Annotated in this window: 13 protein-coding genes; 3 read left to right on the forward strand and 10 right to left on the reverse strand. The window is 45.3% G+C overall.

Annotated features, from left to right (window positions below):
• Positions 1 to 3: 3 nt before the first annotated feature.
• From moaB to ACPEGP_RS00770, 10 genes are all read right to left on the reverse strand, one after another.
• Positions 4 to 534, reverse strand: a complete 531-nt coding sequence (gene moaB / locus ACPEGP_RS00725; protein WP_089555991.1) for a molybdenum cofactor biosynthesis protein B — start codon at positions 532 to 534, stop codon at positions 4 to 6.
• A gap of 67 nt (positions 535 to 601) precedes the next feature.
• On the reverse strand, positions 602 to 1,705 hold the full coding sequence (gene moaA / locus ACPEGP_RS00730; protein WP_423813631.1) for a GTP 3',8-cyclase MoaA: 1,104 nt from the start codon (positions 1,703 to 1,705) through the stop codon (positions 602 to 604).
• Positions 1,706 to 1,977: 272 nt separating this feature from the next.
• Entirely contained in the window at positions 1,978 to 3,273 is a 1,296-nt protein-coding gene (gene glp, locus ACPEGP_RS00735; RefSeq protein ID WP_423813632.1) for a gephyrin-like molybdotransferase Glp, read from the reverse strand.
• A 388-nt stretch (positions 3,274 to 3,661) separates the two neighbouring features.
• Positions 3,662 to 4,561 carry a peptidylprolyl isomerase gene (locus ACPEGP_RS00740; protein WP_373681943.1) on the reverse strand — a complete coding sequence of 300 codons (900 nt, stop codon included), beginning with the start codon at positions 4,559 to 4,561 and terminating at the stop codon, positions 3,662 to 3,664.
• A gap of 422 nt (positions 4,562 to 4,983) precedes the next feature.
• On the reverse strand, positions 4,984 to 6,165 hold the full coding sequence (locus ACPEGP_RS00745; protein WP_191690520.1) for a globin domain-containing protein: 1,182 nt from the start codon (positions 6,163 to 6,165) through the stop codon (positions 4,984 to 4,986).
• 230 nt (positions 6,166 to 6,395) lie between these two features.
• Positions 6,396 to 7,121, reverse strand: a complete 726-nt coding sequence (gene narI, locus ACPEGP_RS00750; protein ID WP_068404985.1) for a respiratory nitrate reductase subunit gamma — start codon at positions 7,119 to 7,121, stop codon at positions 6,396 to 6,398.
• Between the two features lie 14 nt (positions 7,122 to 7,135).
• Entirely contained in the window at positions 7,136 to 7,945 is an 810-nt protein-coding gene (narJ, locus tag ACPEGP_RS00755) for a nitrate reductase molybdenum cofactor assembly chaperone (protein WP_068405004.1), read from the reverse strand.
• Between the two features lie 46 nt (positions 7,946 to 7,991).
• Complete coding sequence (narH, locus tag ACPEGP_RS00760; protein ID WP_423813633.1) at positions 7,992 to 9,530, reverse strand: nitrate reductase subunit beta; 1,539 nt, start codon at positions 9,528 to 9,530, stop codon at positions 7,992 to 7,994.
• Between the two features lie 73 nt (positions 9,531 to 9,603).
• Positions 9,604 to 13,362: a nitrate reductase subunit alpha gene (locus tag ACPEGP_RS00765; protein ID WP_289049750.1), complete on the reverse strand. Its 3,759-nt coding sequence runs from the start codon at positions 13,360 to 13,362 to the stop codon at positions 9,604 to 9,606.
• 385 nt (positions 13,363 to 13,747) lie between these two features.
• Positions 13,748 to 15,127, reverse strand: coding sequence for a NarK family nitrate/nitrite MFS transporter (locus ACPEGP_RS00770; protein ID WP_200663285.1), 1,380 nt, complete (start codon positions 15,125 to 15,127; stop codon positions 13,748 to 13,750).
• 288 nt (positions 15,128 to 15,415) lie between these two features.
• Between ACPEGP_RS00770 and ACPEGP_RS00775 the strand changes: the two genes are divergently transcribed.
• From ACPEGP_RS00775 to ACPEGP_RS00785, 3 genes are all read left to right on the forward strand, one after another.
• Positions 15,416 to 17,467 (forward strand): histidine kinase, encoded by a 2,052-nt coding sequence (locus ACPEGP_RS00775; RefSeq protein ID WP_423813634.1) that lies wholly within the window; start codon positions 15,416 to 15,418, stop codon positions 17,465 to 17,467.
• A 133-nt stretch (positions 17,468 to 17,600) separates the two neighbouring features.
• Positions 17,601 to 18,260: a two-component system response regulator NarL gene (gene narL, locus ACPEGP_RS00780; protein WP_201588796.1), complete on the forward strand. Its 660-nt coding sequence runs from the start codon at positions 17,601 to 17,603 to the stop codon at positions 18,258 to 18,260.
• 165 nt (positions 18,261 to 18,425) lie between these two features.
• Positions 18,426 to 19,685 (forward strand): cytochrome P450, encoded by a 1,260-nt coding sequence (locus tag ACPEGP_RS00785; RefSeq protein ID WP_423813635.1) that lies wholly within the window; start codon positions 18,426 to 18,428, stop codon positions 19,683 to 19,685.
• The last annotated feature ends 2 nt before the right edge of the window (positions 19,686 to 19,687 follow it).

Here is a 19,687-nt window from a genome sequence, read left to right on the forward strand (position 1 = left end):
CAATCAATCGTGACCTGGGTTGGTACGCATAAAGTGCGGCACAAAGTTACAAGGACGCGTGCGGCTATCGAGCTGCTCTTGTAAGATACCTTCCCACGCAGTGCGGCAAGCACCTGATGAACCGGGCAGGCAGAAGATACCCGTACCGTTTGCCATACCAGCCACGGCGCGAGATTGAATCGTCGACATGCCGATATCGTCTTTTGAGATTAAGCGAAACATCTCGCCAAAGCCATCGACTGATTTATCAAACAAGACGCCAACCGCTTCTGGCATACTGTCGCGGATATAAAAACCAGTACCGCCCGTGGTAATAATAGCGTGCACATCTGGGTCGGCAATCCAACCGCTGATAACGGCTCTGATTTTATAAATATCATCAATAATCAGCTGACGATCTGCCAGCTGGTGCCCTGCTGCGGTCAGTTGATCGACCAAATATTGCCCTGAAGTATCTTCTGCAAGAGTACGACTGTCAGAAACTGTTAAAATAGCGATATTAAGCGGGGTAAAGGGTGCTTGCAGCTTACTCATGAATGTTCCTTAATAAATACGCTTGTGATAAAAAATGAAAAATTTGATTATTAGTATATTTTTGATTCTAACCGCCAATCATCGACAAGTTATTCATCATGCCGCTGTTTGATTCGTGAAGGTGATGATGCTCAGGTTTAATCGGCATAAAGCTGTGCAGGGTATTCACAAGCCCTGCAACATCGTCTTGCTCGAGATACGGACGAATATCGTAATTACCTTGGTCGAATAGACACAGATGCACCTTACCTTGGCTACTAACCCGTAAACGATTGCAGCTGTCACAAAAATGGGCAGCATAAGGAGCAATCATGCCGATACGACCTTTATAATCTGGATGGCTATATTCTATCGCTGGACCGTCATTGCTGCCACGGACATGAGTTTGCCAGCCGTGCTTGATTAGATAATTGGTGATGATGTCAGACTGTGCGTGCTGGGCAAAAAACAAATCGCTGTTGTCGCTGGTTTGCATAAATTCGATAAAGCGATAGGTGACCGCTCTATCTTTGACATAGTCGATCGCATTCATCAGATTTTCAAAGGCGGTTTCTGCCATTAAAATACTGTTTATTTTTAGCTTAATATCTGTGGTCGCAAGTAAGGTATCCATATCAGCCAACAGCTGCGGCAACATATCGAAGCCTGTCATCTTATGAAAAGTAGCGGCATCGAAGCTGTCCATACTGATATTGATTTGATTCAGTCCAGCCCCTTGCCAAGCAGCCAAATGCTTACCGAGCTTATAGCCGTTACTGGTCATAGCAACCGTTTCAATGCCTTCGGTGTTTTTGATGGTTTTAATAATGTCTACCACGTCACGGCGTATAGAGGGCTCACCGCCGGTAATCCTGACTTTTTTGGTGCCAACTTGGGCAAAGCCGCGGATTAGGGTAGCAATTTCCGTGACGCTGAGTTCGTTTTGTGGGGGTTTGCCTTGATAGCCATCTGGCAGGCAATATTCACAGCGAAAATTACAGAAATCAGTAATCGATAAACGCAAATAGGTAAGACGTCGTGCGAAACCATCGGTTAATGGTTGAGAGAGCGTGACCGGAGAATACGTTGACGAGAGAGCCGTTGTCGACGACAAGTCACCGTCAAAAATAGCAGGTGCAGCGGCAGGCGAGTACAATTGCACATTGCCTGCGTTGGGGGCAAGATGGTTCATAGATGATTACCATTAATATTAAGTATAGTGTGTACTTTTAGGCGTTGCCTCAGGTTGTGAGTGGGAAATTCTATTTATAGTTAATTATGACAGATTGCGCGCAAATAACCATTCACCGTAAGTGAGCTAAAAACTACCACCAAAGTAGTAGATAGCATTTGACAGTAAACCCTCAGTTTCTCACGATTAATGGCATAAAGAGTTATTAACTATGTAACCATTAAGTCACTATGTAAGGATTAATAGTGCAGCCCTTATTAATAACACAGCGTTTAGCTATATAACCAAGGAAAAGGCTGAACCAATACTTGCTCGCCAGCGGCTATATTGCCAGAGTCTTGCGCCAAGACAATAAAGCAATTGGCGTGGCTCAGCTGTTTGATACGGTGCGATTGCTGCTTGCTAAAGCTTTCCACTTCAAACTCGCCAGCTGCATTCTGCGACATAATGCCCCTTTGAAAGTCCATCCGTCCGGCTGATTTTTTGATATCGTTTTTAAGGGTAGCGGTCAGGCTAAGCTGCATGGGTCGCTCTTGGGGCGCAGCGCCTGCCATTTGCCACAAAGCGGGAATGACAAATTGCAAGCTGCCAACGACAGTTGATAGGGGATTGCCGGGTAAACCAAAGTATAGTACCGGCTTGGTAAGATTTTGCGTCAACTCGCCAAAGACAAACGGTTTGCCGGGTTTCATGGCAACTTTATAATGGTTAATCTGCCCTAGCTGCTCAATGACGGTGGTTAAAAAGTCATAGTCACCAACCGATACGCCAGCGGTAGAGATAAGGACGTCGCAGTCTTGCATCGCTTGGGTTACGGCAGCGGTGGTTTTATCTAAATCATCAGCAATGATGCCATAATCGCGGACAGTGACGGGTAAGCTTGAGAGTAAGGTTTTTAGCGTCGGGGTGTTGGAATTATAGATTTGCGCTAGGCTGGTCAGCTCATTGCCAATCGCCACCAATTCATCGCCCGTTGCGAGTACACCAACGATTAAAGGCTGATAAACATCGACCTTATCAAAGCCTAAATTCGCTAATAGGCTGATATCAGTAGGATTTAAGCGTTTACCCTTTTGTAATACCACATCCCTAGCTTCAATCTCTTCGCCTTGCTTACGGATATTGTCATTAGGATTAGCAGTTTTGCTAAGCGTCATATCATAAGGCTTTGATTTATCAATACGGTCTTTTATAGCGGCAAAATTGGTATTTTCCTGCATAATGACCGTATCACAGCTGTCAGGAACGACGGCACCCGTAAAGATACGCACCCCTTGTCCTGCGACAATGTCACCATTATAAGGACTGCCCGCTTGCGATTCACCGACGATCGCAATCGTGCTTTCGGCGTCAAGCGTACTGCCTTGTGCCAACGCATAACCATCCATCGCCGACAGATTTTGTCTAGGGACAGCAAACGGCGAGACGATATCTTTTGCCAAGATATGATTGCGACTGTCTAATAAATCGTAGCTTACGACGTCTCTTTTGCTGAGTGGAAAATCGTCATTGTTATACGTTTCTATACGCTGCGTTATTTTTGCGGTAAGCCCTGCGACAGTAATCATAAATCCCTACTTATTTTATTTATATATATTGAACTGATATTGAACTGATATTGAACTGAGATAGCTATTTAGCTTATACAACGACTAGGGCGTGTCTTCAATTCAATCGATGGACATCTAAATGGGCTAAAAATGGCTAAATTTTGCCAAACTTCATCAAATAGCTAGGTAATATCCCGATATTAACGGCGCTATTTTCCTTGTTTGACTGCAATTTATCTCATTTTTATCACCATTTTTAAAATGAAGACACGCCCTAAAGTCATCTAGCTATCGAGATGGTATAACCTAACAAGATACGTTATACCATACGAGCTATTTTATATCATCACTACCTATCATAATGCGGCTTTATCATATGAAAATTAATTGAATGAAAATAGATTGTTTAGCCGCGGAATATGTTTTCTTGTTCAAGCGACATCTCGATACCTTCGATATCGGCATCATTTGCTAAGGTAAATAAGTAATCGCACAAGGATTGGTGAAACGCTTGTTGGCTAAGCTTATTATGAATCGCAGGGCTGACTTGCTCATAAGTCATCTGAATGCCAGGCTCTTTGGTTAGCACGTCGACAACATGAAAACCGTAACGGCTCTCGATAGGGCTTGGCGCCAGTCCTGCATCCATTTTAAATAACGCGCCTTCAAATTCTGGTACAGTCTGACCTTTATTAATAATGCCAAGCTCGCCGCCTTGCTCTTTCGATGGGCAAGCGGAATGCTGGCGCGCCAGTTGGATAAATTCGGCATCAGGGTTGGCATTATCTTTGATTTGTTCGATAAATTCGTAAGCGGTTTTTTTAAGTTTTAATCGTTCATCGCCGTCTTCAGGCGGACATGCCAACAAAATATGACGGACATTCATAATAGGGTCGGTCTTAAAGTCAGTGATATTCTGCTTATAATAGCGCTCGCAGGTTGCCATATCGGGCATCGTTGCTTGCACGTTTTTTTCTATTAAGTCAGAGATGGCTTTTTCTTCATCGTCAAGCCATGCTGTCTCGCCAAGGCTTGGCTCATCTAAAACGGCAAGGCGCAAGAGTTCACGCACCACCAAGGCTTGCGTCGCTAGAAACACCGCATCTTCTTTATTGGGGGCAGGGTGGTATTGCAGCTCTTGGGCAATCGCGGTTCTATCTATCATCACACCATTGACGGTCACCGATGGCAGTTCATCACGGCTAGAGGCAATCAGATTTTTATGGTTGCTGCGCTCTTCTGCCATGGCTTTTTCGATAAACTCTTGGTCAGAATGCGGTTTTTGCAAATCATTTAAGGTTGGCATAACCCGCAAGATATCATCACCGCGACCCGTCGGAGCATGGCTATGACTATGATGGTCATGGTCGTGACTGCCATGCCCATGAGCGTGTTGATGATTTGCATGGTCGGCTGGATTATAAGTACTGACAGTCATGGCGTTACTCCACTAAGGATTTTGGTAATAGAAATTTTAAAATACGATATCATGTTACTGTAAAAAATATGGCTAATAAAAATTCGCTTTAAAACAAGCTTTATAAAAACCATAAGTATTAAGACTATTTATAAAGGTCTAAACAAAAAAATAGAGCCACCTTTAAATATTTACTCACTAATGAAGCGTTTAAAGGTGACTCTAATGGCAATTGCTCACTGACTTTATATTTCTTTAACAAAGTATCGAGCGTATTTTTCGCACCCTCAATACTTTATTAAATGGATCATTTAAGCCAGCTCTAGGCTCATTTTAGGGCCAAACGGCTCATAATGAACGCTATCAACGCCATGGTCTAAGGCCATTAGACCATCGATGATGCTTTCCATAAACATCATAGAACCACAGACATAAATATCAGCAGGCTTTGGTAAGTTAGCAAGCCATGCTTCATCTAGGATTTGCCCAGATTCAAAGTAAAAAATGTGCTTTTCTACGTTGTCGGCGGCGGCAAGTAATTCATTAACTTTACTATCAAAGGCATGATGCTCTTTATTCTGACAAGCATAAACCCAAACGATAGGACGTTTTGGATTGGCGGTGACTTGCGCCTCTAACATCGACAAAATCGGAGTGACACCAACGCCTGCGCTCACCAGTACCAACGGAATATCATTTTGCTGAATTAAGTCTTGGTTAAGCTCAAAATCACCAGCGGGTGCAGATAATAAAATCGTATCACCAACGTCTAAGTGATCATGTAAGTGGTTTGATACCAAGCCATAATGCTCATTACGGTTGTCGCGTCTAACAGCAAATTGGATACCTTTATCGCTCGTGGCTGAGTATAAAGAATAATGACGTAGAGCAAGATGGTCGCTGTCTTCTGGGTCGGCTTTGACCGTGATGTATTGACCGGCGCTCAGGCTTAATTTGCTTAAATCGATATCGTCGTTTGCGGGAACGACGGTAAAGGCGGCGATATCTGTCGCGGCTTCTACTTTTTCAGTGATTTTAAACGGTGCAAAGCCTTCCCACATTTCTTGCTCATACATGGTTTTTTCTAGCTGAATAAAGACATCAGCAATTTCATCATAGGCTTCAGTCCACGCATCGATGATGTCATCGTTGGCGGCTTCGCCCAATACTTCTTTGATAGCGCCTATTAAGTGATGACCAACAATCGGGTAGTGCTCTGGCAAAATTTGTAAGGCGCGGTGTTTATGGCTGATTTGCGTGACTTGTGGTAGTAGTACAGCCAATTTATCCAAGTGCTTTGCTGCGGCCAAAACCGTCATAGCCAGTGCAGTCTGCTGGCGACCTAGTTTTTGGTTGGTTTCGTTAAAGATATCTAAGAGTTCAGGATGTTGGTTGAACATGTTTTTATAAAAGACGGTCGTAATTGCTGTGCCATGTTCTTCAAGTACAGGAACAGTTGCTTTTACGATCTCTAGTGTTTTTGGTGACGCCATGGTGGATCCTTTAGTGATTTACACAGTGATAAGTTTAGAAGCGTTAGCTCAGTGTATGAGCGTAATAACCTTCATTAAACTGCTTTAGAAAACGCTGGGATTGAGCGTTTAGCGGTCTAATAATTAATATTTTACCATAAGATTCATTAAAAATGAATCTTATGGTATCGTAGCTTTATCTAAACTTGAATGCTGTATCACTATTGTGGCTATTCCTATTAGGAACGTTTCTATTGCGAACGTTTCTCTCTCACAATCTGATAACGGCGACCGAAATACCAGATTGGCGCACTGATAATATGGATAAGCCGTGTGAACGGGAATATCGCAATCAGTGTAATACCGAGCGCCATATGCAGCTGATAAATCAAGTCGGTTTGCTCGATACGCGCCGCTGCCTGCCAAGGTCTTAAAATGGTAATGTCTTGTGCCCAGCCGGCCAAATTCATCATGGTATAACCATCTAAATGCTTGACTGAGGTAAAGATAGAAATTAGACCAAGATTGAGCTGAATAAATAACAATACCAGTACCAGCTTGTCTGAGAACGTCGAGGTGTGTGAGATACGCTCATCGGTAAAGCGCCGCCATAGCAGCATGACCAGACCAAACCAACAAAATACCCCTGCGATACCACCGACGACCACCGCTAAAATCTGCTTATGACCGGCGCTAATAAAGCGGTCGTAAAGAAAGTGCGGCGTCAACATGCCAAATAAATGCCCAAGTAACACGACGATAATACCGACGTGGAAGAGGTTGCTGGCAAGGCGCATGTTTTTGCTTCTGAGCATCTGCGTTGAGCCCGATTTCCATGAATACTGAGATAAATCAAAACGTACCCAAGTACCAATGATTGCAATGGTCAACGCAATATACGGATAAACACCAAAAAGGAAGATTTGTAGCCAATTGAGGTTGGCGACAGACTGTACACTCGGATCTGCAATATTCATGTCATCTCTCCTTATTATTGTTTAACCGGTTGGCTGGTTTTAAAATCGACCCAATGTACAGGGGCATCGACCGTATTTGTCGCGGGAGTGGTTCGAACCCCCGCTTTGGCCGCAAGATTTTGGGTGCTTGTTTGTGATGGGCAGCGATCTTCTTGCTGCGCATCCAAAAACGTCACCACTTCCTCTTCCCATTCTTTATCTAGCGCCTCAAAAGTATCATCGCGCTGCTCTTTGCTGATTTGCTCTTGATACTCTTCAACGATAGCAAGTGGCTTGCCAGCGATTTGCAATAGCGCATTAAAGCAGCCTTGATAAATACTGCCGCGATCCTCTAATCGGGCAGCAAGCAGGGCGATAATATGGCTGACATCGGCAATATCCATACGAATCTGAATATCGTCATTAATCACCGACGCTTGATAGGCTAAAAACTCAAGGTATAAAGGCAGATAGTCGGGCAATTCTTTAACGCTAATCTCAAAGCCGGCTGCTTCATATTGACCCATCAAATCGACCATCGCTTGACCGCGATCACGCGATTCGCCGTGTACGTGCTCAAACAACCACAGCGATAGCGAACGACCGCGCTCAAACAAACCGTCATAACGCGCTTGTGCTTCAAGGCAGCCGGTATCAATTAAATCTTCGATTAAGTCGATGATTTGCGTGCGTACTTCTGGGCTAATCAGCGTCGAGCGCGCGACAATCTCGGTACAATCGGCGAGGGTATCACCACTAAATAGCTCATTGTTTGGATAATCTATCAGCAAGCTTAATACTTTGAGCAGCTTCAAGTCCGAAGCACCGATAGTCGGGGGCGTCATATGCTCAGGCACGGAATGACTGTTAGGAAATTGAGTAGTTTGCATCTTATGACTCCCACTTTTGGACAGTATCGATGAAATCACGGCGATTGGCTTTACGTTGTCCAAACATGCTGTTGTCAGAATGTCCTGAACAGCCTTCGCCAAAGGTGAAGCCGCAACCGTTACGCTCAGCAAAAGCGTCACTTAAGGCTTCTTCGCGGTGCGCGGTTGGAATCACAAAACGGTCTTCGTAATTCGCGATTGCCAAGTAGCGATACATCTCTTCTACTTGCAGTTTGGTCAGACCAACATCGTCCAAGATACTTTGCACTTCTTGTTTTTCTACCAATTGCATACGTTTGTAGCTACGCATGGCAAGTAGGCGTTTTAGCGCCAAACGTACAGGCTCTTCATCGCCCGCGGTTAGCATATTGGCAAGATAGCGCAGCGGAATACGTAAGCTGTCAACATCCGGAATCAGACCATCCATACCAACTTTACCGGCTTCGGCGGCGTTCTGAATCGGTGATAATGGCGGTACATACCAAACCATCGGTAGCGTACGGTATTCAGGATGCAATGGCAGAGCAAGTTTCCAATCCATCGCCAGTTTATAAACAGGCGAGCGCTGGGCTGAATCAATCACCGATTGCGGTACGCCATCTTTTAGTGCTTGGGCGATGACCGCAGGATCATTAGGATCTAAGAACACATCTAACTGTGCTTGATAAAGGTCTTGCTCATTCGGGGTGCTAGCGGCTTCGGCGATTTTGTCGGCATCATAAAGTAGGACGCCTAAGTAGCGGATACGGCCAACACATGTTTCAGAACAAACCGTTGGCAGACCAGCTTCAATACGCGGATAACAGAAGATACATTTTTCAGATTTGCCCGATTTCCAGTTGTAGTAAATCTTTTTGTACGGGCAGCCTGAGATACACATGCGCCAGCCGCGGCATTTTTCTTGGTCAATCAAGACAATGCCGTCTTCTTCACGCTTATAAATCGCGCCGCTTGGACATGACGCCACGCAGGTTGGGTTCAAGCAATGCTCGCACAGACGCGGCAAGTACATCATAAAGGTGTTTTCGTACTGGCCGTAAATATCGGCTTGGATATTGTCAAAGTTTTTATCTTTACGGCGTTTTTCAAACTCTGAACCTAAGATTTCCTCCCAGTTCGGACCCCACTCAATCTTTTGCATACGCTTGCCAGTAATGGCTGAGCGCGGGCGGGCGATTGGCGAGTAGTTACTGAGAGGAGCAGTATGCAAATGCTGATAATCAAAATCAAAGGGTTCGTAATAATCATCAATCTCTGGCAAATCAGGGTTGGCAAAAATATTTGCCAACACGCGGAACTTACCACCGATACGCGGGTTTATCGTACCGTTGGCATTACGTATCCAGCCGCCATTCCATTTATTTTGATTTTCCCACTCCTTGGGATAGCCAATGCCAGGCTTTGATTCAACGTTGTTGAACCACGCGTACTCCATACCTTCGCGGCTGGTCCAAACGTTTTTACAGGTGACCGAGCAGGTGTGACAACCGATACATTTATCGAGGTTAAGCACCATGCCGACTTGTGAACGAATTTTCATGGGGTGTGCTCCAAGCTTTTGTATAAAAGCAATTAATATAAGTACTTATCAGTAGCAATGTATAAACGTGCTATTAACCATCAAGGGTGGTTGGCAATGGGCGTGGTAACGAGTCATCTGGTTTTTCTTCCAACCAGTCGATTTTCGACATTTTGCGAATCACGACGAACTCGTCACGGTTACAACCAACAGTGCCATAGTAGTTAAAACCGTAAGACTGCTGCGCGTAGCTGCCAATCATGTGCGTCGGTTTTAAGATAGTACGGGTCACTGAGTTGTGAATACCGCCGCGAATACCAGTTTGCTGCGAGCCTGGCACGTTGACCAATTTTTCTTGGGCGTGGTACATCATGGTCATGCCTTCTTTGACGCGCTGACTAACGATGGCGCGCGCGGTAATGGCACCGTTAGCGTTAAAGACTTCAATCCAGTCGTTATCGACGATACCGGCTTTTGCAGCATCGACTTCTGATAACCACACACAAGGACCACCGCGGCTCAGCGTCAGCATGAGCAAGTTTTCAGAGTAGGTACTGTGGATACCCCATTTTTGGTGCGGTGTTAAAAAGTTCAGCACAATCTCTTTATTACCATTGGGCTTGGTATTTTGGATAATCTCCGTCGTTTTAGTGTCGATAGGCGGACGATACTGCTGCATTTGCTCGCCAAACGCCTGCATCCAAGGGTGATCTTGATAAAATTGCTGACGACCGGTAATCGTACGCCAAGGAATCAGCTCATGGACGTTGGTATAACCGGCGTTATAGCTCACTTCATCAGATTCAATACCTGACCACGTCGGGCTTGAGATGATTTTGCGTGGCTGCGCAACGATATCTTTAAAGCGAATCTTTTCATGCTCACTGGATTTCGCCAAATGCGTATGGTCGCGACCGGTAAATTCAGACAATGCTGCCCAGCCTTTAACGGCGACGTGACCATTGGTTTCAGGAGCCAGCATCAAAATCATCTCAGACGCATTCACCGCGGTATTTAGACGAGGACGACCTTCAGAGATACCCGGCTCAGTAACACGGTGGTTTAAATCCCCCAGTTGTTTGACCTCGGTTTTCATGTCCCAATTCAAACCTTTTGAGCCATTGCCCAGTTTTTCTAAAGCCGGACCCATAGAGGTGAATTTCTTATAGGTATTGGGATAGTCACGCTCAACGATTTTAATCATCGGGCAGTTTTTACCAGGAACTGGTTTTTCGCCAGCGGTTTTCCAGTCGGTGCCACCAAATGGCTGCGCAAGCTCGCCTGGGCTATCATGCTGCATAGGCAGAGTAACCACGTCGGTTTCCACGCCCAAATGGCCTTTTGATATCTCAGAGAAGCTCTTAGCAATGCCTTTATAAATCTCCCAATCCGATTTAGATTCCCAAGCAGGGTCGGTGGCGGCGGTTAATGGATGAATAAATGGATGCATGTCAGAGGTATTCATGTCGTCTTTTTCATACCAAGTTGCGGTCGGTAGGACGATATCAGAGTACAAACAGGTCGAGGACATACGGAAATCAAGCGTTACGACCAAGTCAAGCTTGCCAGTAGGGCCTTTTTCTACCCAATCGACTTCTTTTGGCTGCAAATGACCCGTCGGGTTTTCTTCGTTAAGCAGACCGTTTCTGGTGCCCAAGAAGTAATGAAGCATATATTCATGACCCTTACCTGATGAACCCAAGAGGTTTGAGCGCCAAATAAACATATTGCGCGGGAAGTTCACAGGGTTGTCTGGAGACTCACAAGCAAAGCGTAAGCTGCCGTCTTCTAATGAGTCGACCACATACTCTTCCACGTCTTTACCGCTGGCTTTTGCGGCGGCGGCTATGGTCAATGGGTTGCGGTTGAGCTGCGGCGCTGATGGCAACCAACCTGCGCGCTCTGCTTGGATGTTGTAATCCAGCATGTGCTCTGGGAAGAATTTTTTATTAGCATTTGGTGAGAGAATCTCATGGGCTGAGATGGTCTCATGACGCCACTGTGAGCTGTGCTCATAAAAAAAGCTGGTACCGGCCATTTGACGCGGTGGACGATGCCAATCAAGGGCAAAGGCAAGGGGTAACCAGCCAGTTTGTGGGCGCAGTTTTTCTTGACCAACATAGTGCGCCCAGCCGCCCCCAGATTTACCGATACAGCCGCACAGCATGAGCATATTAATCACGCCGCGATAGTTCATATCGAGGTGATACCAGTGGTTCATACCCGCGCCGATGATAATCATCGATTTACCATGGGTTTTATGAGCGTTTTCAGCAAACTCGCGAGCCACTTGAATCACGCGCTCACGGCTAAGGCCGGTAATCACTTCTTGCCAAGCTGGCGTGCCCGGTACGCTTGCATCGTTATAATCATCGGTGACGTGCTCGCCGCCGACGCCATTGTCAACACCAAGGTTGGCAACGGTTAAATCAAATACAGTGGCGACGATAGCGGTGCTGCCATCGGCAAGGGTAATGGTTTTGCAAGGGACTGTTTTTTGCTGGATAGGCTCGCCTGGTACCGAGGTAAAATGCGGATGATCCACATGACCGAAGTAGTCAAAGCCCACGACACAAGTTTCAGCGCTGTCTTTTAAGGTTAGCGTCAGATCGATATCTTCGCCCGTGGTACCGTTTTTTTGCTCAAGATTCCACTTGCCTTTTTCGCCCCAACGGTAGCCGATTGAGCCCAGCGGAGAGACCAATTCGCCGTCATTATTTAAAGCTATGGTTTTCCATTCAGGATTGTTTTCTTGACCCAAATCATCGACCAAGTCAGAAGCACGCAGGTAACGACCCGCACGGCGCGCGCCATCTTCACCTTCTAGCATTACAAGCACCGGCAAATCGGTATAACGTTTGGCGTAGTCTAAGAAGTAATCGCTTGGCTGTTTGAGATAAAACTCTTTGATAATGACATGACAAAACGCCTGCGCCACTGCCGCATCGGTACCTTGTTTAGGATTGAGCCATAAGTCGGTGAGCTTAGAGATTTCTGCATAGTCAGGGGTGATAGAGACGGTTTTCGTGCCTTTATAACGTACTTCGGTAAAGAAATGCGCATCTGGCGTCCGCGTTTGCGGCACGTTTGAGCCCCAAGCGATGATATAGTCAGAGTTGTACCAATCGGCTGATTCTGGTACGTCGGTTTGCTCGCCCCAGACCATCGGTGATGACGGAGGTAAGTCACAATACCAGTCATAAAATGACAAACAAACACCGCCGATAAGCGATAAATAGCGGCTACCAGAGGCGTAACTGACCATCGACATCGCAGGAATCGGTGAGAAACCAATAATACGGTCCGGCCCAAAGGTTTTGGCTGTATAAACGTTACTGGCAGCGATGATTTCGTTGACCTCTGCCCACGTTGAGCGAATAAAGCCACCAAGACCACGCTTAGATTTATACTGTTCAGCTTTGATAGGGTCTTGAACGATACTGCCCCAAGCATCGACAGGGTCAGGATATTGAGCTCTGGCTTCGCGCCATAATTTTAGTAGCGGTTTACGTACCTTTGGATATTTGACACGGTTCGCTGAGTACATGTACCAGCTGTAGCTTGCGCCGCGCGGGCAGCCGCGTGGTTCGTGGTTTGGTAAGTCAGGGCGGGTTTCAGGATAGTCGGTTTGCTGGGTTTCCCACGTCACCAAGCCGTTTTTCACATAAATCTTCCACGAGCAAGAACCGGTACAGTTGACGCCATGCGTTGAGCGCACGATTTTGTCATACTGCCAACGGCTACGATACACGTTTTCCCAGTCACGAGACTCATCACGCGTCTCGCCATGCCCATCGGAAAATTCGCCCTGTTTACGTTTAAAAAAACGGAATTGGTCGAGTAAATGGCTCATTTCGCTATCCTCTGTTTTATTGCCTATGGTGTATCTAAAGCTGAGTGCCGCATGCTGGTATCGTCGTACTTGATTCGATATTGATATGCACCTAAGCCGTAAATATTATTTCAATAGCGTCATTTTAAGTAAGCCATAGCACCCTTACTATCCGCTAACATGAGCAGAGCACTACCACCTTAGTAGTAGCTGCTAAAAATGAAAGCACTGGAAAATGGCGGCTAAATAGCTGCTCAGTGACGGCGTGTGACGCTGATTGTTAAGCCAATCATGAGCAGTAAAAATTTAAAATAAAAAAAGTGCTACTTACATGGGCAAGTAGCACTTTATAGATTTAGTTTTGCTTGTATAAAAGTCGCTTTAAAGGACTTATAACACAGCCGTTTTAGCAAGGAATCTCAGCATTCGGGCGGCTGTAATACCACCATGTCAACACAATACAGAGGACATAAAAGATGATTAAGGAGATAAAGGTGCCATCGATACCCAGCCCTGAGCCGAACATTTTTGGCACAAAGAAAGCGCCATAAGCGGCAACCGCTGAGGTAAAGCCGACCACTGCTGCTGACTCTTTACGTATCTCGACAAACAGCTCTTCTGTACCCGCTTTTTCAGGCTCACGGCGGTCATGAAAGGTTCTAAAAATAACCGGAATCATGGTAAAGGTTGAGCCGTTACCGATACCAGTGGTAATAAAGAGCACCATAAAGGAGATAAAGTAGCCGACAAAGCTGCCGTCACTGGTCTCGCTAGGTAAGAAGTACATCACCGCTAGTACCGCTAGTACCATCACGATATAGTTCCAAAACGTGACCTTTGCGCCGCTAGTTTTATCAGATATCCAGCCCCCTAATGGGCGAAATAGCGCACCAACCAAAGGCCCTAAAAAGGCAAATTTAAGTGCGTCAATAGCAGGGAAGGAGTTTTTAATCAACATCGGGAAGGCAGCAGAAAAGCCAATAAAAGAGCCAAACGTCGCCATATAAAGGATACACATAATCCAGTTATGTTTGCGTTTAAAGATAACCGATTGGTCTTTGAACGACGCTTTAGCAGTGGCGATATCGTTCATGCCAAACCAAGCCAATGCCGTAAATAGCAAGATAAAGGGTACCCAAATAAAGCCTGCATTTTGTAGATAAAATAATCGACCGCTGTCAGATACTTGTGGATCGCCGCCCAAGCTACCAAAAGCGCCAATTAAGATAATCATCGGTACCACAAACTGCATGACAGAGACGCCTAGATTACCCAAACCAGCGTTTAGGCCAAGCGCTGTACCTTGTTCGGCTTTTGGATAAAAGAACGAAATATTGGACATAGACGACGCAAAGTTACCACCGCCAAAGCCGCACAGTAGGGCGATAATGGCAAATATAATAAACGGTGTATCAGGGTTTTGTACCGCAAAACCCATCCATAACGCGGGTATTAATAAAGATAAGGTGGATATCGCTGTCCAACGACGTCCACCAAAAATAGGTACCATAAAAGAATAAAAAATCCGCAGCGTCGCCCCTGACAGCCCCGGTAATGCAGCCAGCCAAAATAGCTGTCCGCCATCAAAATCAAAGCCAATCTCTGGCAAGCGCACGATGACCGCACTCCATACCATCCATACTGCAAACGCCAATAGCAAAGATGGAATAGATATCCATAAATTTCGCGTGGCGACTTTTTTGCCGCCGCCTTGCCAAAACTCTTCTACTTCAGGTCGCCAGTCAGTAATGAGCGTACCACCTTTGAAGTTGTATTTATTGCCCATACTCTTCCTCACTTATTGTCTTTATAAAAAATAAGTATTTATAAAAAATGATAACTCACGGTACTTTGTTATCGGGATAATGAGTATTCATACATAGTGGTATACTGATGGCTAAAAGGGGTATAGTAGTAATAGAATTATTACCAAAAGTTTGGTTTTTTAATGATTAATAAGCGCATTTGTTATTTTAAATACGGATGGTTTTGAATGTCGACGGTTTTAAAATGAACGATTTTAATAGTGTTATTTACTCCCTGTTTTCGCTAATTTGCTAGGTGAATGCCATTCATGAGGTCTAAACAACACAGACAGTCTTTATCGCTGCATGCTTGGGGCGCTATTTTGATCATAGCCACCTTAGCGGTGATGTCTACGCTAGGAAGTGGCGCGCTGGCATGGGTGGCAAGGTCGGATGCTGAGGCCATTAATGTGGCAGGTTCGGTGCGTATGGCAACTTACCGTCTCAATTTTCAGATAGCGACGGATTTTTCAGATGACCATCCTTTTAGTCCAAGTTTACATGTTGGACAAAACAGCGTAGGCGATAAAACCAATGAGCAGAGCGCCAAACAGGATACATTAGACTTTGCCAATAAAACGACCGCTGAAAAGATAGATATTCTCAGCCGCGATATGGAAAATCGTCTCGAAGAATTACAGGTCTATCAGCTGACGAGCGCCAATCGACATGTGCGCATCAATGAGCAGCTTAAAGAGATAAAAGAGCAGTGGTATCAAGATTTAAAACCGGCGTTATTGGCGCAAGATAAGCAAGGGTTTTATAGCGTCTCATCGCGTTATATCGAAGATGTCAATGACTTCGTCGGTGAGCTGCAATACCGAAACGAGCAGCGCCAGACATGGCAACAAAACTTACAAATCCTCTCATTGCTGCTTATCGCTATTATCGTATTAATCGGCATGCGCCGTTTGCAAAAATCGATACTGCTGCCCATTCAGCAATTGATTAAAGCCAATAACCAATTCAAACGAGGGCAGACTCAGACGCGTGTGTCCATCAAGGGCTACCGAGAATTTGAAGTATTGGGCAGCTCATTTAATGACATGGCGGGCACGATTGAAACCTATCAGCGCTCGCTTGAGAGTGAAGTACAAATAAAAACCCAGCATTTGGTTAAAGCCAATCAAGTGCTATCGCTGTTTTATGACTTTTCAAAATCGCTGACCACCAGCCAAGTGAGCTTATATCAGCTCGATGACTTGATTGCAGACTTTAGCAAAGCGCTGCCGCATTTAGAATTTACCTTGTGTATTCAAAATAAATATATCACCAATAAAAATGCTATCGTGCTGCACGGCGAAAAAATGAAAGAGCTATGCAAAAAGCTGAGCTGTGAAAGCTGTGGCATTAAAAATGGCGAGCATACCAAGTCTTATCCTATCGTCCATCAGCAAGAAACCTTTGGGGAATTGCGCGTACGACCAAAGTCGACGCTGGTCATGAATCGCTCTTTTGTCACTGATGGCGACGATAATGCTGATAATCATAGCAATATAACGGCAGAACAGCGTATTCAAATGACCGAAGCGGGCAGCATTTTCCCGTTTGTCAGTGCCGAGTTGGATGCACAAAATGACGAGCTCATCGTGGCGCTGACCAATTTAATCAGTACCGCCTTATCACTGCGCAAACAAAGACAGCAAGAGCATCAGCTGATTTTGTTTGAAGAGCGCTCAACCATTGCCCGTGAGCTGCATGATTCCTTGGCGCAGTCGTTATCTTATTTAAAAATCCAAGTCAGCGTCCTTGAGCGACATCTAAAAAATGCGGGTAGCGAGCCAGTACAAGCGCCTGTTTATCAAAACATTGAGCAGATAAAAATAGGTTTGGGTTCCGCTTATCAGCAGCTAAGAGACTTGTTGGTGACGTTCCGCTTGACCATTGATAATGATAACTTTGATGAAGCACTACGTGATGCTGCCAGTGAGTTTGCCTCAAAAGGCAATTTTAATATGACCGTGCACAATCGGATTATGACGCTCAATTTAAGCGCCACTGAACAGATAGATTTGATACAGATTGCCAGAGAAGCACTATCAAACATCAGCCGTCACGCCAAGGCAAAAAATGTAGAGATTCAATTGGCGTACGAGGACGGCGATAAATATATCATCATGAGTATCATCGACGATGGCGTTGGCATGTCAGGAAGTGTCGATCAAACCCAACACCACGGCCTCATCATTATGAAAGAGCGCGCCCACAACATCGGCGGCGAGCTTATTGTCACAGACAATCAACCGCAGGGTACCATCATCACGGTCAGATTTGCGCCCAACTTCTTTGATGAAAAAAATACCCAAGACGCTTATTTATAATCGAATAAAATTACGCTTTTAGATAATAGATTTATCATTTTCGCTGTTTTTACTTTGCCATTTTTTGTTTTTTTAAGCAGTTTTTGTGAGTAAGAGAGTTTTTGTACCATTTTTTCTAATTTGTGAGTATGTTATGAGCACTAAAGTTTATACCAGCATGTCGCCTGCGCGCCTACTATTGGTCGATGACCATCCGATGTTACGCCGCGGTATCTCTGAATTACTAAGCCTTGAGGACGATGTCGAAGTCGTTGGCGAAGCCAGTAATGGTCAAGAAGCATTGGCATTTTTAGAAAATAACGACGTGGATTTGGTGATACTTGATCATAAAATGCCGGTACTGACCGGTATCGAAACTTTACGAGAAATCAAAGCCAGAAATATCAATACCAAGACCGTGTTATTCACGGTTTCAGATAGCGGCGAGGATGTCCAAGAGGCATTGAAATTGGGCGTCGATGGTTACTTGTTAAAGGATATGGAGCCTGAGCTGATTATCATTGATATCAGAAAAATCCTGCGCGGCGAGCTGGTCATTAGTCCAAACCTTGCCTCGATACTTGCCCAAACCTTGCGCACACCCAGTATCGAAGATATCGCCAGTAATTTGACCAGCCGAGAGCTGCAAGTGATTCAGATGATTGCTGAAGGGCTGAGTAATAAAATGATTGCCAATAGTTTGGATATTGCCGAGTCGACAGTAAAAGTCCATGTCAAACATATCCTCAATAAAACGGGTCTGCGCACGCGTGTAGAAGCGGCGGTGTGGACGGTCAATCATTTATCTAAATAAAGAAAGCTTTAAGCGTGACTTCCTTATCCATTACTTCCTTGTTCATTAAAAACTTATGGATTTGCGTGTATGATGGTTATTGTTTATAAAGCTGCCTAGCAGTATAAACTCAACATGTAGAGGATTGAGAGGCGCTACAAAACCGAATACCTGCTGTAAGGATTTATGATGACATCTAACTTATTTGATCAAAAAACCGTTCATGCGACTGCTGAGGTCACTATTTGTAAAGACAGTGATTTGCGCGCCCTGACCGATAACTTACGGCAAGCGCATGATGTCATAAAAAATAATGACGCAGGGGAGTGGGTGTTACTACGCCATGCTGATGTGGTGGCGGCGGCTTTAGATGATAAGCGTTTTTCTAGTCAGGTATCGCGTTTTTTACAAGTGCCTAATGGCATGGACGGCGCAGAGCACGAGCATTTTAGGGCGCTGATTGATGGCTACCTTAGTAAAGAAGCGCTACTGCCTTATGTTTCTGTTTTTGACAAGGTCGCAACAGTATTGATGAGTAAGCTACCAAAAGGTAAAATGCTCAATGCGGTCGATGATATCGGCGCGGTATTTGCGGTACGCGCCCAATGCGCGTGGCTTGGCTGGCCTACTGAATTAGAACCAAGGCTTTTACAGTGGATGCGCGACAATCACAGCGCTACTCGCTCAAAAGACAACGTAAAAATGGCACAAGTCGCGCAAGACTTCGATGATATTATCCGCTCGGTGATAAATCCGTACCGCAATACTGACGAAGTGGCTGGCATGTTTAAAGCGAGCACTGCTGAAAATAACACTGCTGGAAACAATATCGCTAAAAATAATATCGCTAAAAACAGCCTTGATATGAATAGCGTCACCGCTCAATTGTGCCGCGAGCACATCGATGGGCGTGAGCTGAGCGAAGCCGAACTGGTTTCTATTTTGCGTAATTGGACTGGCGGCGATTTGGGCTCTATCGCTTTGTGTGTTGGCGTTATCATCGCTCATATTGTCAAGCATCCTGAGCAAGTAAGCGTCTGGTTACAAGCTACTGATAGCGAACTTGAGACTATCATCGATGAGATATTACGAATTGACGATCCTTTCGTCTCAAACCGCCGTATCACTACGTGTCCCGTCTCTATTGGTGCGCACAAGCTACCCAAAGGCGCGCGTGTACAATTAAACTGGACATCAGCCAATCGCGACGAAGCGGTGTTTGGTGACAATGATTTCGACCCTCAAAAGCAAGCCGCTGCTAACGTGGTTTATGGTATCGGCAAGCACGTTTGCCCAGGACGCCTGCTTGCTACTTGGCAGCTTAGAATTGCTACTCAAGCATTATTAGCCCATTTCACAGATATCACCTTAGCGGCGGGTTTTTCTTTACAGCGTGAGCAGCCACCATTGGGCGGTTATAGTCATGTGCCTGTGGTGCTAGCTTAAAT

Source organism: Psychrobacter sp. 219-2-C (assembly GCF_049560815.1).
In the GTDB taxonomy this organism is placed as follows: Bacteria; Pseudomonadota; Gammaproteobacteria; order Pseudomonadales; family Moraxellaceae; genus Psychrobacter; species Psychrobacter faecalis.

What these genes read in the sequence shown, in the direction of transcription:
- glp (WP_423813632.1), bottom strand. Translation starts at nt 3,273, where the DNA reads ATGATTACTGTCGCAGGGCTTACCGCAAAAATAACGCAGCGTATAGAA.
- narJ (WP_068405004.1), bottom strand. Translation starts at nt 7,945, where the DNA reads ATGACGCCCCCGACTATCGGTGCTTCGGACTTGAAGCTGCTCAAAGTA.
- ACPEGP_RS00745 (WP_191690520.1), bottom strand. Translation starts at nt 6,165, where the DNA reads ATGGCGTCACCAAAAACACTAGAGATCGTAAAAGCAACTGTTCCTGTA.
- narH (WP_423813633.1), bottom strand. Translation starts at nt 9,530, where the DNA reads ATGAAAATTCGTTCACAAGTCGGCATGGTGCTTAACCTCGATAAATGT.
- moaB (WP_089555991.1), bottom strand. Translation starts at nt 534, where the DNA reads ATGAGTAAGCTGCAAGCACCCTTTACCCCGCTTAATATCGCTATTTTA.
- ACPEGP_RS00740 (WP_373681943.1), bottom strand. Translation starts at nt 4,561, where the DNA reads ATGCCAACCTTAAATGATTTGCAAAAACCGCATTCTGACCAAGAGTTT.
- moaA (WP_423813631.1), bottom strand. Translation starts at nt 1,705, where the DNA reads ATGAACCATCTTGCCCCCAACGCAGGCAATGTGCAATTGTACTCGCCT.
- narL (WP_201588796.1), top strand. Translation starts at nt 17,601, where the DNA reads ATGAGCACTAAAGTTTATACCAGCATGTCGCCTGCGCGCCTACTATTG.
- ACPEGP_RS00765 (WP_289049750.1), bottom strand. Translation starts at nt 13,362, where the DNA reads ATGAGCCATTTACTCGACCAATTCCGTTTTTTTAAACGTAAACAGGGC.
- narI (WP_068404985.1), bottom strand. Translation starts at nt 7,121, where the DNA reads ATGAATATTGCAGATCCGAGTGTACAGTCTGTCGCCAACCTCAATTGG.
- ACPEGP_RS00785 (WP_423813635.1), top strand. Translation starts at nt 18,426, where the DNA reads ATGATGACATCTAACTTATTTGATCAAAAAACCGTTCATGCGACTGCT.
- ACPEGP_RS00770 (WP_200663285.1), bottom strand. Translation starts at nt 15,127, where the DNA reads ATGGGCAATAAATACAACTTCAAAGGTGGTACGCTCATTACTGACTGG.
- ACPEGP_RS00775 (WP_423813634.1), top strand. Translation starts at nt 15,416, where the DNA reads ATGAGGTCTAAACAACACAGACAGTCTTTATCGCTGCATGCTTGGGGC.